A 15,704-nucleotide genomic window follows, 5' to 3' on the forward strand; every position below is an offset into this window, starting at 1 on the left:
CCCATACTTAAATAAAGGGAGTGTATCGAAAATGAACGTAAACCTCGATAGCAAGCAGGATTTTTTGACCGTAGCAAAAGAAAGGCATGCCGTAAAGCGTTATGACCGCACTTATCGGATGAGCGAAGACGAAATCAAAGAACTGCTCCGAATCGCTTCGCAAGCACCTTCCGCCTGGAATCTGCAGCATTGGCATTTCCTCGTCGTGACGGATCAAGCGAGCAAGGACATCCTCCTTGGTATTGCGAACGGACAACAGCAGGTCGTCGAAGCATCGGCGACCGTGGCGATCCTCGGAGATTTGCAAGCCGACCGGAATGCGGAGAGCATATTCGAAGCGGATGTGCAGGCAGGTCGGTTATCTCCGGAGATAAAGGCAAATCTGATCCTGCAAATCCAGGGAGCCTATACGAACAAACCTAACTGGGCGCGGGATCAGGCCTTCTCCAATGCCTCGCTTGCCGCCATGCAGCTGATGCTTGCCGCAAAAGCGATGGGACTGGACTCTTGCCCGATGAGCGGCTTTAATCCGGACAAACTGATCGAGGCCTTCGCGATTCCTGACCGGTACGTGCCGGTCATGCTCGTTGCCATCGGCAAGGCAGCAGAGCCGGCTCGGCCTTCCGTAAGACTGCCGGTCGAAGAGAAGATTCATTGGAATGGGTTCGGATTCCAGGTGTAGTATGCCAGAGCAGAAAAGCCAAGTTTCTCAGTACAGCTGGGAAACTTGGCTTTTTCTTATGGATTGTATTTTTATAACATTGACTCGATCTCATCTTATCGTTTATAGTACCTACGTGCTTCAATGCAAAAAAGCCAAAAAGCACAAAAGTGAAAAAGCAAAAAAGAGCGGATGGGGATCCATGTCTTCAAGCCGCTAACCTCATGTATAAGGAGCTCCAGCATCATGGAACGACAGCTTGGTTTTGTACAAAGCATCATTCTTATCGCTTTCATTCTAGCATTTCTGTTTGTTTCGATCTTTATATTCAAGGCGGAGCCTCATATCCCGCTTCTGGGCGCAACGATCGGCACTGCCGCCATATTACGCCTATACGGATTCTCCTGGAAGAAGCTTGAATCCTCTATCATACAAGGCATTCAATCCGCGATTATGCCGATCTTGATCCTTTCGCTTATTGGCATATTAATTGCCGTGTGGATGATGAGCGGAACCGTGCCGACCATACTGTATTACGGCTTGGATTATATCGAACCGCATTATTTTGCAGTGAGCGCGTTATATGTGACGATCATTGTATCGATGTTCACCGGCAGCTCGTTTACCACGGTCAGCACGGTCGGCGTCGCCTTGATGGGAATTGCCATGACGACGGGAATTTCGCTTCCTCTGGCAGCGGGGGCCATCGTCTCGGGTGCCTGTTTCGGGGATAAAATGTCTCCGCTGTCCGATACGACGAATTTTGCGCCTGCCGTGGCCGGCATCTCTTTGTTCACCCATATTCGTAATATGATGTATACCACGGTACCTGCGTTAATCATCACAACGATATTATTTCTTCTGATCCCGACGACCGGGTCTATGGATTTGAGCTCTATTCAGCCCATCAAGGAGTCGCTGCAAGACGGGTTTCATCTTCACTGGTTAACGCTGCTATCACCCCTTGCGGTCATTGTATGCTCGGCAAAGCGTATACCGATCCTTCCCACATTAATAGCAGGCATCGTTACCGGACTGTTGATAACGGCATTCGTTCAACAGCAAACCACGATAAGCAGCTGGTTTAGCGTGATGCAGGGCGGTTACAAGAGTAGCATCGTGAATGAGACTGTAGCTCAGATCGTGAATCGTGGCGGCCTGCAATCGATGATGGGGTCGGTGTCCCTGATCCTGATCGCCTTATCATTAGGCGGCTTGCTGCAGCACTGCGGAGTCATCGAAGCCTTGTTCCGTAAATGGATTGAGCCGCTGAAACGGCGCAGCAGCATTGTTCTTATGACGGGCGCATCATCGATCGCCGTTAACGGCATGACAGGGGAGCAGTATTTATCCATCCTGCTGCCGGGCCAAATGTTTAAGGATGAGTATACCCGCAGACAAATACCGGCCAAAACCCTGTCACGAACCTTGGAGGATTGCGGAACCCTTGTCAACCCTCTGATTCCATGGGGCGTCAGCGGAGCTTTCTTCGCTGCCACCCTTGGCGTTCCGGTACTAGAATATACCCCGTTCGCTGCATTCCTATGGTTAAGTCCGATATTCACGTTCGCCTTTGCCTTGATTCCGCAATTACAACGAAACTCGCTGGGAGAAAGTAAGTGATATCAAGCTTCAACTCTGGTCTTGTACCCTATCAATTAGGATACAAGGCCTTTTTTATTATGAGCTATGCGGGTATAGCTTCCTTCCATATTCGCAGGATTCCGAGTATGGCTCACTGGATAAGCGCTGCGTGCTCAAACGGCTTCGATTCGTTTCCGGTGGATGTGAAGATTAGTTTGTTGACATTATAGGTGCCGCTGGCCGGCGGGCAAATCTATTGGTTTGCATGAAAATGAGTGTGGAGGGAATAAAGAAAGGATACTTCAGCAATCGAGAAGAAACATGCGGGTATTTTAAACGCTATGATTAAAGGGATTGAAAAGAAGGGGGGATGTTCGATGATAAAGTTAAACGTGTATTTGAAATTTAATGGTCAAGCTGAAGAAGCTATGTTCTTTTATAAAGATGCGTTGAAGGTTGATTTGGCAGGACCAATTGTACGCTATCAGGATATAAGTGACAAAGAATTACCGGATGAAGACAAAAATCTTATTTTAAATATGGGTCTAGATTTAGGTGAAAGTATATTAATGGCAAGCGATACTAAGGAGCCCATGCACTGGGATTTGATCCCGAATGTAACCATAAGTCTCAATCCAAAATCCCGGGAAGAAGCTGACCGCTTATTTGCGGCATTAAGCGAAGGGGGAACTATAATATATCCGATTGCAGATCAACCATGGGGAGATTATTTTGGTCATCTTAGGGATAAGTTTGGTGTAGCATGGGATGTTATGGTTAATGACTGAATACCTCCTCTCATTCAATTTGGAAGACCCTAGAATCGAACAAGCCTCTTATACGCCAATTGACTTTGCCCTTTATTTCTGCAGAAATAAAGGGCTAGGTCACATCAGTCTAAAGTTAAAAAGTCATAAAGCTCAGGTTGTGCGGCTAAAAACGACCCAAAGTGATCATAGTCTTGCATCCGCCTCAGTTTCGCGTTCGGGATGATAGATGCTAGGTAATCCGCATAGCGAATCGGGACAACATGATCGTCTTCGCTATGCCAGAACGCAACGGGCACGCGTATTTTTTGTAGTGGGATGTTCCATGGTTGACCAAAAATCACATAATCATCTACCATTCCGTCCACTTGCCGAGTTGCTTCGATACCGGATTGCTTAAGAACGGGAACCAGGTCGTCCGAAATTAATTTTCGATCCAATTCTGGAAGGTTATCGATATAATATTCCGTGAAGCGGTCTGGGTTAGCATTGACCATATTTGCTAGCTTAGTTATATATGCCCGGGTGAATTCAGGACCCTGAAGGCAAACCTTTTCTTCCGTAAAGAGACAGAGCCCCTCTTGACCAAGGATATCGATAGGACCCATTCCACAAATAACGGCCGTTTTCCGAACGCGTGTTGGCATTCTATACGTACAGGCAAGAGCAAAAGGCGCCCCCCCGGAAATCCCGACAATAGAAAACCGCTTAACACCAATTTCATCAGCCAAAGCTTCAAAATCCTGGCACCAATCATCCAGTGTTCTTCCCGCTTTTGCATCCGATAACCCGTACCCAGGTCGTTCTGGTACGAAAATTCGCAACGGAACTGGGCCTTCTTGTGCAATAGATTCCAGCCGGGCAGCGTAGATTTGGTAGCGTGCTCCCGGCGTTCCATGGAATACAAAGACCGCTTCACCATCAATTTGACCATACTCTGCACATCCAAGTTTTCTGCCATCATTCAACATCACGGTATAATCCCTCATATGCTCATCCTCCATGCTCATTCATAAATTTAGAAACCGCGTGCTTCCTCACCATCACTGCCCGTTAGCTTAAGGACGGTGGTCAGGGAATATATCTGGTTGCTGGGGCGAATGCTGCCGACTCCATAACCGGGCATACAGGCCATTCGACGAAAGCAATTCATCATGGCGGCCCTGCTCCACGATCTGCCCATGATCCATTACAACAATCCGGTCGGCATGCTGCACGGTCTTAAGCCGGTGAGCAACGACGATGACGGTTCGGCCTCGAACAAGACGATCGATTGCTTTTTGAATCTCGGCTTCGTTCTCGGGATCCAGAGAAGCCGTTGCTTCATCGAGGAGAATGATCGGCGCATTTTTCAGCATCGCCCTGGCAATGGAAATCCGCTGTTTTTCACCTCCCGACAATGTGCTTCCTCCCTCACCTACCATCGTGTCGTAACCTTGTGGCAGCTTCAGGATAAAATCGTGACAACAAGCAAGCCGCGCTGCTTCCTCGATTTCCTCACGCGTTGCGTCCTTTCGGCCGAACCGGATATTGCCTGCGATCGTATCCTGAAACAGGTACACATCTTGAAACACCATCGATACTTTGTGAAGCAATGCTTCCGGGTCCATGGCACGAATGTCCTCCCCGCCCATTATCACCGTTCCCTTATCCGGGTCGTAAAAACGGGCAATGAGCCGAAGAATCGTACTTTTGCCGCTGCCCGAAGGGCCGACCAATGCGGTAAAGGAACCCGCCGGCATGCTTAGGCTCACCTCCCGGAGAACCTGCTGATCCATGTAGCCAAACGTAACTTGCTTCAATTCGACATCATGATTTGCAGGGGGCAGCCGCTCTCCTTGCATGACCGGCTCCCGCAAAAGCTGCACGATGCGTCCGCCCGCCTGCTCGAGATAGCGAAGCTCCGCATAACCGGCGAGCGCTGTCATCAACGGATCGAAGATTCGGGTTCCGATGATCAGGAACGCTACGAATGTGATGACATCCAGGCTTCCGCCGAGCAGCAGATGAACACCAGCCATGACCATCAGGGTTAGACCGCCACGAATACAGGCAATCGCGCTCAGTACAATGGGCCCCACGATCCCTTCGAGGCGGATGCTCTGCCGCATCAATTCCCTGAATGAGCTTTCAAGCCGGACAAAACGTTCTCCTGTCAAGTTATAGGCTTTGATCACCCGGATACCGTTCAAGTATTCTTGCAGCCGGCCTCCGGCATCGATCTTGGCCCGCATATGCTGCGAGCCGAGTTTGCGCTGGATGCCGGACGTCAAGAACACCAGCAGGATGGCCAAAGGCATAGCCGCGAACAAGGAAAGCGCGAGGCGCCAGTCGAGGAAAGACAGGCCGATCAAGGCCAGAACCGGCATGACGACGGCTCCGATCATCTGCGGAACCAAATGGGAGATGCCGTGCTCCAGCATCGCAAAATCGCCCGTTATCATATTGGCCAGATCACCCGGATCCCGCTTGTTCAGGTATCCCAGAGACAGCTTGCGCAAATGCTCGGCCAGCCGAGACCGTCCGTTCGCCGCCGCACCGTATGCGTCGCGGTATTGGGCTCGATAAGCAGGAATTTCGCAGACAAACAAGAGAACGAGCGAAGCCGCCAGCCCACCGCACACCCACCAGAGTCGTGCCGTATCCAGCGGGATATCGGGATGGACAAACGGGTTAAAGATCAATCTCGCCGCTTCCACCAACAGCGCAAAAGGAATGATCCCCGCCAGGTTGGCAATCGTCGTGTAAAAAACAGGTTTGACGAGCGAGCGCGGATTATCCGCCGTAATGCTGCGCAGCATGTTCATGTTCAGCGTCCACCTCCCCTTTGCCCATATGCCAAGCTGCCGCTTGACGATAGGAATTCCACATGCGTCCGTACAGGCCGCCCGCCGAGAGGAGCCCTTCATGCCTTCCCCGCTCGACGATTCTCCCGCTGTCCATGACGAGAATTTGTTCTGCATCCCGAATGGTGGACAGGCGATGCGCGATGACGATGACCGTCTTGTTTTTCATCAATGTTTTCAACGCCAGCTGCATCTCATGCTCGTTCTCCGGGTCGGCAAACGCCGTCGCTTCATCGAGCACAAGGATGGGGGCGTTTTTCAGGATCGCTCTAGCCACGGCGATCCGCTGTTCCTCCCCGCCGGACAAATAAACGCCTCCTTCTCCAATCAGCGTGTCATACCCAAGCGGAAGGTCCTCGATGAATGCATGGCACTGCGCCGCCTTCGCCGCGGCGTACACATCTTCCGGCGGCGCGTCCGGCCGCCCAACCGCGATATTGTTGTACACGGTGTCGTAAAACAAAAAGGATTCCTGAAACACGAATGCAACGGTGTTCATCAGATCAGGGGTCGCTATTTCGCGGATATCCACATCGCCGATGCGAATCGATCCCGTGTTCACATTCCAGAAACGAGGCACCAGGTTCGCGATGGTTGATTTGCCCGCTCCTGACGGACCGACGAGCGCCGTCACTTCCCCTTGGCGGGCGGTAAAGGAAATGTCCGCAAGCGCATCGGTATCCGCATGCTCCGATCCATACGAAAAAAAGACGTGATCGAATGTAACATCGAATGAAGTCGGCCGGCTCGGATGCTCGGGCTCCGGCACATGCGGCTCCGCCAATATGCGGTCGATGCGCTCCACGCCCTCGTTAATATCCCTGATCGTTTCGGCCAGGAACATGATTTTAAACATCGGGGCGGATATGCCCGGTGCCATGACCAGGAAAAACAACAGAACAGAGGCGAAGGCGACGCTGCCCGGATCGCGGCTTAACAAAAACACGCCGACAGGCAGAATAAACGCGGCTAACGAGCCAAGAATCACCTTGAAAATTAAAGATCCGTATTGAAACTGATCCGTTAATTTAACGCCATAGTCGCGGTAACGAATCATGTCCTGGTGAAACTGGCGAAAAGATTGTACGGTTTGTCCGAACACCTTGACGGCAGGCATCCCCCGCACATATTGGACGGCAGAAGCATTCATCCGTTCCAGTGAATCATAGCACCGCTTGAGGTTTTCTTTCGTCTCCGACCCGCTTATGAGCGCGATCTGAACCGCGAAACCGAGAACAATCGGCACGATGCAAGCAATCGCCAGCCAAACATTCAGCGTGAACATCACGGCAATCATCAGGAGCGTGGTCACGGCAACATGTACGAGATCAGGTAACTGGTGAGCAATGAACGTCTCCACTTTCTCTACGCTTTGTTCCAGCGTTTTCTTGACGGCTCCCGTCGATTTGCCGGTCAGCCATCCGAGCGGAAGCTTGCCGATATGGCCGGAAAGCTTGATCCTGAGACCGTAAAGAATACGGAAAGCGGCGATATGCGAAGCCATTCCCCCTGCGTACATCGTAATCAAGCCGACTGCGAAGCCGAGCAAAGCGATAACGCCAAAGCGGATCATCTTCGCTCCGTCAGCCAAAGCCGGGGACGCCGCGTGCTCCAACAACTCTTTCAAAATGAAATAGACGGAAGCGTAAGGCACCAGCATACAAATGGCACTAAGCGAAGATAACAGGCCGGAGACGATCATCAGTCCGCGCTTCTCTCCGGCGATTTCCAGCAGTCTGGCTATCCCCTTTTTATTTGTCATAGCTCTCCCTCGACCTTTCGAGTTTTATTGTATTTAAACAAACTCCATAATCCTTAGCGTACAGTCGAATCGATTCCTTCTCTACCAGTAGACGGAGTATTTTCGCGGTTACAGGGAGCCATCGATCCAAAACAAAAAGACTGCTCCGAAGAACAGCCTTTCCATAAAACAATTGTTCATGAATTCCATGCTACAAATCAAAATGAACGTCTAAGCAGGTTTCCGGGATTTACGCCGTACTTTTCCCGAAATGCCTCAGTAAAGTAACTGGGGTTGGAGTAGCCTACCGAAAGCGACGTTTCAGTCACATTCAAGTCTCCTTGCTGCAAAAGGAGAAAGGCTTTTTCCAGTCGTTTTTCCCTCAAATAACCAAATACGGTCGTTCCGTATAGTTCTTTAAAGCCAACTTTTAATTTGTTATCGTTCAGGCCAATCATACGGGACAGTTCGACCAGCGAGGGGGGATTCGCCATTCGTTCCAACATAATATCGCGCGCCCGCTGTATTTTTTGCCTTTCAATGCTAGATAGTCTCGGAGTCTTCGGCTCGGTAAGAAATGACTGAAAGGCCGATGACAGGAGCTCCAGCACATTGCACTCCAGCTCCAGGTTCTTCATGCTGCCTGTTTGCACAGACTGAGACAAGCGTTTAATAATTACGGCAGACGCGGGATCGATGGGCTCATCAAAAAGGCGGAAAGGCTTTCTCCCGAGAAGGCTGGAAAAATGAAGATGCCTGGCACCCGAGATATCCTCCATGTAATGATGGAAGGTCGAAACGGGAATCCCGACTGATAGTGCCTGATAAGGCTGATTTCCGGTAAATTCAAACAGCGCTTTCCCTTCGTCGATGAGTTGAAGCGCACACGTCCCGGGAACAAATTCGTACTGATTTCGTTCGACATGAATAACCCTCGTTCCTTGCAAACAATAGTGAAGCTCAACCATTGGCGTTGTTGTGGCTAGCGGCATGAGAAAATCGCCATGGAACATCAACTCTTCAAACACGATCTCGAGATCGGGGCGAGGAACGAGTCGACGAATGCTTCCATCTCCGATCGGCGTATTCATCGTCATTTCCGACCCCTTTGTACTTTGCTGCCGCAGGCCGAATTCGTCGAAAAACAAATGAAAGTTATGATGGAAATCTGCCATTTTATTCCTACCCCGTTTCGCAAAAATTGTTAATTCAGGATTTTGCAAAATTTATAAATATACTTTTGTAGCATCATTAGCACCTCGATGATGTCTAAATTATAAAATAATGTTTCCCAGAAATATCGCCTTTTCTAAAAAAAGACCAATAACTCTTCCCACATGAGTCGGTGCAAGTCTACAAGATGAGTGCCTCCCCTTTCGAATGTGCTGTTGGTCAACTCTGACCAGCCGTACGCGCCTCCATAGAACCCGTTATTGAACTTATATTTCACTGGTGTTATATTACATATGTGAAATAATAAATTTAAGGGGGTTCTTCATGCACCCTATTTCCAATGTCGAATTCATGCTGCTGCAAATGATCGCGGAATGCCGTCAAGCTTCGGGCTACGATATTAAGAAATTAGTCGATCAACGAGGGTATCGGGAATGGGCGAACATCGGCACGACCTCAATCTACGTCGGACTGAAGAAACTGAGCGATAAAGGATGGATTGCATCCGAGGAATCCGATGGAAAATCCGGCAAGGGACCAGCGCCGACCCGGTATGTCCTCACCGAAGCCGGCATGGCCCAGCTGAAAGATGAGATCCTTGACAGTTTGTCGTCAGCACGTGAGCGCGACAATCGCTTCGATCTTGGCTTGGCCGCTATGCCTTTTATCGGGAACGACATGGCCATAGCTGCATTACGGAAAAGGTTGGATTTTCTTCGGGAGGCTTCAGAAGGCATACGGCAAAAATTCGAATCCCAAGGCGGCGTTCGATTGCCGCTGCACGTAAGGGCGCTGTTCTTGCATCCGCTCAGGCTGATAGAGAGTGAGCAAGCGTTCGTTGCCAGTTTAATTAACGAATTGTCGAAGGAGACCAGGGAAGATGAGCACAATCATTGAAGGCTTCGTTCCTTACCAAGGTGAGCATTGCGAAACGACTGCCATGGGCAATTTAATGCAGTTTGCGGGAGTCCAGCTGTCGGAGCCGATGCTGTTCGGACTCGGACAAGGGCTCGGATTCATTTATTGGGACTCGAAGGGAATGGATTTTCCGTTCATCGGCGGAAGAGTGAAAGTGGATCAGTTGACGGCCAACCTCGCCGACATGCTGCGTTTGACCGTTAACGTTCAAGAAACGTCCTCCGTCGATAAAGCGTGGCGGAACGTACGGGGCTGTATCGAACGCGGGATTCCGGTCGGGCTGAAATTGGATTCCTATTACTTGGACTATTTCACGAGCAAAGTGCACTTTGCCGGTCACTATGCGGTCCTATACGGTATGGATGACGAATACGCCTATATGGCGGATACCGGACAACAGGGCAGTCTGGTGAAGACGCGTTTGACAAGCTTGGCTGAAGCCAGAAATGCAAAAGGACCCATGAGTTCCCGGAATCGTTCCTTTACGCTCGAGCCGATTGACGCCTTACCTCCGCTCGCTCCCGCATTACGCCAATCCTTGACCAAGAATGCGCAGGACTATCTGAACCCGCCTATCCGCAATATCGGAAATAAAGGCATCGTGAAAATGAGCAAAGAAATCCTGAAGTGGCCTTCCCGCAGCAGCCATTTCGAGCATGATTTATGCCTGACGGCTTTGCTGATGGAACGCGCGGGAACCGGCGGCGCTTTGTTTCGGAATCTGTATCGGGATTACTTGAAGGAATGCGCCGATCAATTAGCAGACCCGCGAATCGAGCAAGCCTACCAATTGTTCACGGAGATCGCCCCAATGTGGGTCAGCGTCTCAGCATTAATCGACCGTGCGGGAAGAACGGGCAGCCACCAGGAGCTGCAGCAGGCTTCCAAGCTCTTGCTCGAGATCGCGGATAAAGAACGCACAGCCATGGAGTTATTGTTGTGAGAAAATAAATCGTTCCTTTGTAAAAAAGGATAGAGTTTCAGAAGGTATTCTGATGACTCTATCCCTTTTTCTTTATAATCTGGGCGTAACCTATGAGCGTTGTTAACGGAGGATTCATCTCGTGCGCAGCATTAGCGAAAAACACTTTGTTTTGTGCCTGAGCTTTCTTTAATGCACCTCGTTTCTGTTCAATGATACGGATTTGCTCCCTGATCCTCTGCATCATCTTCTTAAACATGCCTGCCAATTCACTGATCTCATCGCGGGAGGATACTCGCATATCCATGTTGTAATCCCCGGCATACACCTGCTGAGAGTTTTTGGATAACCGGGGGACAGACTTCGTAAAATAAGCGATCTCTCCACGTTGTGCTGCGGCCAGCTCCTTTCCTTCGTTATCGGTCGCGCCTCCCGCCCTCCCTTTTTCAAATTCTCATGAGGATACCCTCACGGCTCAAACGGTATCGGGCAGATGTATCATCCCAGCCTTACATGTATCGGATATGTAAATTTTTTTCGCGTTACTTCGCTTTTCGCAACATGTCAAAAAAAGGCTTGCGTCAGTCGGAAAATGAGTGTATGATCATCTCATAAGAATATATGAGCAATTGCTCATATACGAGGAGGTAAATGTTATGAGCCATTCCAGCCATCCGCATTCCACCCATGATCATCATGATCACGGGCATGATCACAGCCATGGACATGCTCACGGACATCACGGTCACGCGCATGCCCACATGCCCAATAACAAAAAGGGCCTCCATTTCCTGAACACCTTTCATTTTGTCTCTATAATATCTGTGCATAATAAAAGCCCAAGCGGTGACCCCACTTAGGCTCTATCAGTTTTAATGAAAGGTAAATGCGGCTCCTAATCATTACTTCCATACGAGCGACACACAGCACTCAACATGTGTTGAATAAGCAGTGTCAACTATCATAAGTAAAGTTTCCTGATACCGGGCAAGGAGGTAATAACTCGAATGAAACGGGTACCGGTCGCCCAATACCCCATATAAGGCAGTACTAGGAAGCTGGCACCACCCGCAAAAGTAAATCACAACCAAATTCAAGGGGAAAGTTTATACCTGCCAGGGTACACGATTTGTACGTTAACGTTGATCGTTTGTAAGGAATCTTTGTTTAATACAGTCCCAGATACAATCCGTTTCCACGCATACGGATTCCTGCGAAAAAGAGATTCCCCTAGATTATAAATATCTATTCTCTTTTCAACCGCGGTTTGAAAGGTCTGCCTAATTTGATGCTCAATTTCTTTTTGGGCCAGTTGCGTGAGTTCCTGCTCCGTAACGTCTGCATGTAGCTCATTTACTCCAGCCTCCACTTTAACGGAAACATCGAAATATACTTTGTTATATGTAACCCTTGGTTTAACGTCATATTTGGGTTTTTCCGCGACGAGAACTGCAACAAGCTTGTTATCGGAAAACAAGTTGACGGGCAGTCGGATTGTGTGTTTATTCAGCCATGGCAATCCTTTTATTTCTTCGAGGTTCATGCGTGCGTAATATTTGTCCTTATCGTATATTTGTATGCCTGAATATCTAAGCAGATCATGCGGTTTTTGATTTTCCTTCCACTGATCCTTTCGGACAGATAATTCTGGTATGTAGCTTGTCCTCGCCTTTTCGTTTGAATCCATTACAAATCTTTGCAGGCGGATCGGAGCGAGGATAGAACGCTGCCGATAATTCTGTTCGGGGTTATGTAGAATCGACGCTTTCGGCGATAATCTGAAAAATGGAGTCGCAATTAAGACCTCGTCAAGGGGATCGCGCGTACTGAACACCCAAGCTAAGTACCTTATCTCACGATATCGGTCGATCAGTTCCAACACTTCACCCACTTTTCGTTCCTTCAATAATCTTTCGCTAAACAAGATTGCTGAGATTTGTCCCCAGTTTAACCTTTGTTCCGAAGTGCTGTATAAATCATTCGCCGCTTCTGTAAATGAGATACCTTTTCCTATGCCGATCCAGATCGGAGGCTGTTCCGATTTCTGTTGTCCTTCCAATTTTGCCACTGTGGAGAAATCGAGCAACTGTGCATAAATAATGTATTGGCCATCCGCATAATCAATTCCAACGGCAGTTACATAGTTCATGTTTTGTACTTCGTATTTGCTCCAACATCCGGTGAGAAAGAAGGGAAGCAGAAGAACTGCGGTAAATTTATATGCGTTCATTTCTGCTTATCCCCTTGGCTTGTAGAATCTTGAGTATTTAGCATGTCTGGCCGAGTTTTCCGCCATCTCCATGGTAATCGGAACAAGGCATTGGCGAAGTCTTCATATAGAGGCGAAACCGGAGCCAGGTAAGGCAATCCGAATGAACGCAAAGAGGCTAAATGAGTTATCACGATAAACAAAGCAAGTAAATAGCCATAGAACCCCAAGATGGCAGACAAAGCGAACAGGAAGAAGCGCAAAATGCTTATTGTCCCACTCATTGACTGGTTGGATAAAGTCGAACCGAACACTTGCGTAATAGCTCCTATGACAACAATGCTAGGGGATAAAAATCCTGCGCGTATGGCTGCATCCCCTAAAATAAGCCCTCCCACTACCGTAACTGTAGATCCTATCGCTGAAGGCAACCGAATACCGGCTTCCCGCAATATTTCCAAAAAGATGAGCGCGAGAAACATTTCCCCTGTCACGCCAAGAGGAATGCCTAATCGGTTGATGCCAATTGTTGCAAGAAGGTAATAGGGCAACTGATCCTGATGAAACGAAAGAATGGCAACCCAAAAACCGGGCAGCATGAGTGATACGGTCAATCCGAGCAAACGAAGCGCTTGCCCAAACGTAGACGATAATGCAGTAAAGTGGATGTCTTCCGGCGTTTTCAAGAGCAGGAACAAATTTGCCGGTGCGATCAACGCGGCAGGCGTACCATCCACAATCAGCGCTACACGTCCATTCATCATGCAGTTAACGGTAAAGTCGGGTCTTCCCGTATAGCCCATCAAAGGAAACAAAGCTTTGGTCGGTTCCATTAACTCTTCCAGTTGAGTGGCGCTGATTGCTCCGTCAATGTGAACACGATCCAATTTCATCTTGATATCTTGGACGATTTTCGGATCAACAATGTCTTGCATATAGAGAATTGCAATAGTTGTTTTTGTCCGGACACCTACTGTTTTCGTTTCGTATACCATGCTTGTTGACTTGATTCGTTTCCGAATTAACGCAACATTGACACCGAGTTCCTCAACAAAACCGTCTTTCGGCCCGCGAATAGAGACTTCGATATTGGATTCTTCGGGCTGGCGTGCCGGTTTTTTCGATATGTCGAGGGAGAACAATGAAGTTAGTGTCGGAATAAACAAAAGCAGTTTTCCCTCAAAAATGTCCGTTTCGGATTTTTGCCCCCACTCCTCGAAGGAAATGCTCTCAAGCTGTAATTGACACGACTCCAGAACTTCCTTGTTCTTTTGAAAACCGTGATTTTCGTAAAACCGAGTCAAGTGAGGAAGCACCACATCCTGAATGAGTTGTTGGTTGTCACATAACCCATCGCAATACAGTAAAACGATCCTTGATTGATCGTCGCCAGTTTTTAATTTGTAAACATGATCCTTTACATCACTACACATCTGGAAACGTTGAAGAAGTGTTTGTTCATTAAGCGGTTGTGTATCAGGCGCCCCTTGTTGTGTCGACGATTTTATGTCCTTTGCCCATTTATTACTGAAAAGCTTTATCAATTTCAATTGCTCCTTTTACTCCGTGTTGAGATTAAAATTCGCACGAAATATACGAACATGACCACAATGGTAAAGACACAAAACAAAGGAAAGTAATATCGGCTGAGCAGGTCTTGAAAAATCATATCGCTGATTGGCAACAATGTAACAACCAGCATGAATAAAGCGCCCAGAAACATAGGCAACCACTTATACTTTTGCAATTCCCACAATTCGCTTAAGAGTAACAGGGAAAGGGAAACTCGAATGTACATACCGGATAACCACTGGTAAATCGAGAAAAAATCAATATGCTCCACATACTCGCCCAGTCGAACCATTCTCCATTGTTCGAAAGGGGGGTATCGTTGGTGTGCCGCTTCATCAGGGCCATACATGGCGATCGAGCCCATCAAAGGGCCGAGCGTTAGCCCGGATAATATGATGCAAATAAGCATTAAACTTTTGAAACCTGGTTTTTTCGTTAACTTGTGCTGAAACAAAATCAGCAACGACAACTCCAACAATCCCCCAGCTGCGTAGGGTATGCCTTTCCAAAGCGGAGATAACCCATTTTCGAGAAGAGGAAATAGCATGGTGTAGTCTTTAAACTGAAAGTTTGCAACCATGACAAGGTCACCCAGAATAACAACAAAAGGCAACAATATCCCGCTTAAAATTGCAATGGTGCGAAGCCCTTTAAATGCCGCGAAGAAGCATCCGAAAAGCGTCGTTCCTGCGAGAACAAGCATTGGAGATTGAGGCATATAAGTTGCAATTGTCCATGTTATAGTGTCCTTAAGGGAAATGACTCCCATAAGCCATACAAGTACACTGTATAGAACAATCAAGGTTACCGAGAGAACCATTCCGAATTGTTGCTTTAACCAATCCCTAACGTGCATTCCGTTCATGTTTTTTAGGATATGGCTCAGAATGCCAATCCAAATTGGCGAAGCGATTAATACAAGAAGTACTACAAGCCAGGCATCTCGCCCTGATGAACCGAGCAGTAACGGTATGATGATGACGTGGTTCAGCAAACCGACAGAAAGTATTATGATCATGTATGACTGTAAAACTGAAATTTTCGGCATCAAACTCACCTTACCCTGTGAAGCACTAAATGGAAGCAGTACCATTACTTTTCCCATCTTCTTCATTTTCATCCCAAAATCACTCATTTTAGAAATTCGGTAACTGTTCTTGGAGGGGATCCCTAATCAACCAATGCCTTCATAAAGCTGCTTCGATAATTGCTATGCACGAGATCGAGACAGAGCTTTTTAATAAGAAGTTCGGTCTTTTTTGGGAAGAACATGAAGAACCTACTATCAGGGTGAAGAAAATCTTGTTCATT

At 48.2% G+C, this 15,704-nt stretch carries 13 protein-coding genes; 5 read left to right on the plus strand and 8 right to left on the minus strand.

Annotated elements, in window-relative coordinates:
* Positions 1-31: 31 nt before the first annotated feature.
* From NSQ46_RS25635 to NSQ46_RS25645, 3 genes are all read left to right on the plus strand, one after another.
* Positions 32-682 carry a nitroreductase family protein gene (locus NSQ46_RS25635; RefSeq protein ID WP_007131039.1) on the plus strand — a complete coding sequence of 217 codons (651 nt, stop codon included), beginning with the start codon at positions 32-34 and terminating at the stop codon, positions 680-682.
* A gap of 225 nt (positions 683-907) precedes the next feature.
* On the plus strand, positions 908-2,284 hold the full coding sequence (gene nhaC, locus NSQ46_RS25640) for a Na+/H+ antiporter NhaC (RefSeq protein WP_210095633.1): 1,377 nt from the start codon (positions 908-910) through the stop codon (positions 2,282-2,284).
* Positions 2,285-2,622: 338 nt separating this feature from the next.
* Positions 2,623-3,033 carry a VOC family protein gene (locus NSQ46_RS25645; protein ID WP_342575249.1) on the plus strand — a complete coding sequence of 137 codons (411 nt, stop codon included), beginning with the start codon at positions 2,623-2,625 and terminating at the stop codon, positions 3,031-3,033.
* 104 nt (positions 3,034-3,137) lie between these two features.
* Here NSQ46_RS25645 and NSQ46_RS25650 read toward each other — a convergent pair whose 3' ends face one another.
* The 4 genes from NSQ46_RS25650 to NSQ46_RS25665 form a co-directional block, all read right to left on the minus strand.
* The gene (locus NSQ46_RS25650) at positions 3,138-4,001 is read right to left on the minus strand and encodes an alpha/beta hydrolase (protein ID WP_028404462.1); all 864 of its coding nucleotides are present in this window, start codon (positions 3,999-4,001) and stop codon (positions 3,138-3,140) included.
* Between the two features lie 69 nt (positions 4,002-4,070).
* Positions 4,071-5,819: an ABC transporter ATP-binding protein gene (locus tag NSQ46_RS25655; RefSeq protein ID WP_210095631.1), complete on the minus strand. Its 1,749-nt coding sequence runs from the start codon at positions 5,817-5,819 to the stop codon at positions 4,071-4,073.
* Positions 5,788-7,620, minus strand: a complete 1,833-nt coding sequence (locus NSQ46_RS25660) for an ABC transporter ATP-binding protein (RefSeq protein ID WP_341034355.1) — start codon at positions 7,618-7,620, stop codon at positions 5,788-5,790. The genes NSQ46_RS25655 and NSQ46_RS25660 overlap by 32 nt, the downstream gene beginning before the upstream one ends.
* 197 nt (positions 7,621-7,817) lie before the next feature.
* Positions 7,818-8,774, minus strand: a complete 957-nt coding sequence (locus NSQ46_RS25665) for an AraC family transcriptional regulator (protein ID WP_210095629.1) — start codon at positions 8,772-8,774, stop codon at positions 7,818-7,820.
* A gap of 322 nt (positions 8,775-9,096) precedes the next feature.
* On the opposite strand from NSQ46_RS25665, the gene NSQ46_RS25670 reads away from it, so the two are divergent.
* Both NSQ46_RS25670 and NSQ46_RS25675 read left to right on the plus strand, forming a co-directional pair.
* Positions 9,097-9,669 (plus strand): PadR family transcriptional regulator, encoded by a 573-nt coding sequence (locus tag NSQ46_RS25670; RefSeq protein WP_213614984.1) that lies wholly within the window; start codon positions 9,097-9,099, stop codon positions 9,667-9,669.
* Complete coding sequence (locus tag NSQ46_RS25675) at positions 9,653-10,633, plus strand: BtrH N-terminal domain-containing protein (protein WP_341034356.1); 981 nt, start codon at positions 9,653-9,655, stop codon at positions 10,631-10,633. Before NSQ46_RS25670 ends, NSQ46_RS25675 begins: the two co-directional genes overlap by 17 nt.
* Positions 10,634-10,691: 58 nt before the next feature.
* Here the strand turns inward: NSQ46_RS25675 and NSQ46_RS25680 are convergent, their stop codons facing one another.
* The 4 genes from NSQ46_RS25680 to NSQ46_RS25695 all read right to left on the minus strand — a co-directional run bounded on the left by NSQ46_RS25680 (position 10,692) and on the right by NSQ46_RS25695 (position 15,513).
* Entirely contained in the window at positions 10,692-10,919 is a 228-nt protein-coding gene (locus NSQ46_RS25680; RefSeq protein ID WP_342575253.1) for a hypothetical protein, read from the minus strand.
* Between the two features lie 786 nt (positions 10,920-11,705).
* The gene (locus NSQ46_RS25685) at positions 11,706-12,842 is read right to left on the minus strand and encodes a Ger(x)C family spore germination protein (protein WP_007131027.1); all 1,137 of its coding nucleotides are present in this window, start codon (positions 12,840-12,842) and stop codon (positions 11,706-11,708) included.
* Entirely contained in the window at positions 12,839-14,365 is a 1,527-nt protein-coding gene (locus tag NSQ46_RS25690) for a spore germination protein (protein WP_007131026.1), read from the minus strand. The genes NSQ46_RS25685 and NSQ46_RS25690 overlap by 4 nt, the downstream gene beginning before the upstream one ends.
* A 2-nt stretch (positions 14,366-14,367) precedes the next feature.
* Entirely contained in the window at positions 14,368-15,513 is a 1,146-nt protein-coding gene (locus tag NSQ46_RS25695) for an endospore germination permease (RefSeq protein ID WP_007131025.1), read from the minus strand.
* Positions 15,514-15,704: the final 191 nt, after the last annotated feature.

The organism is Paenibacillus sp. FSL M8-0142 (assembly GCF_038597315.1).
Taxonomy (GTDB): domain Bacteria; phylum Bacillota; class Bacilli; order Paenibacillales; family Paenibacillaceae; genus Paenibacillus_AQ; species Paenibacillus_AQ lactis.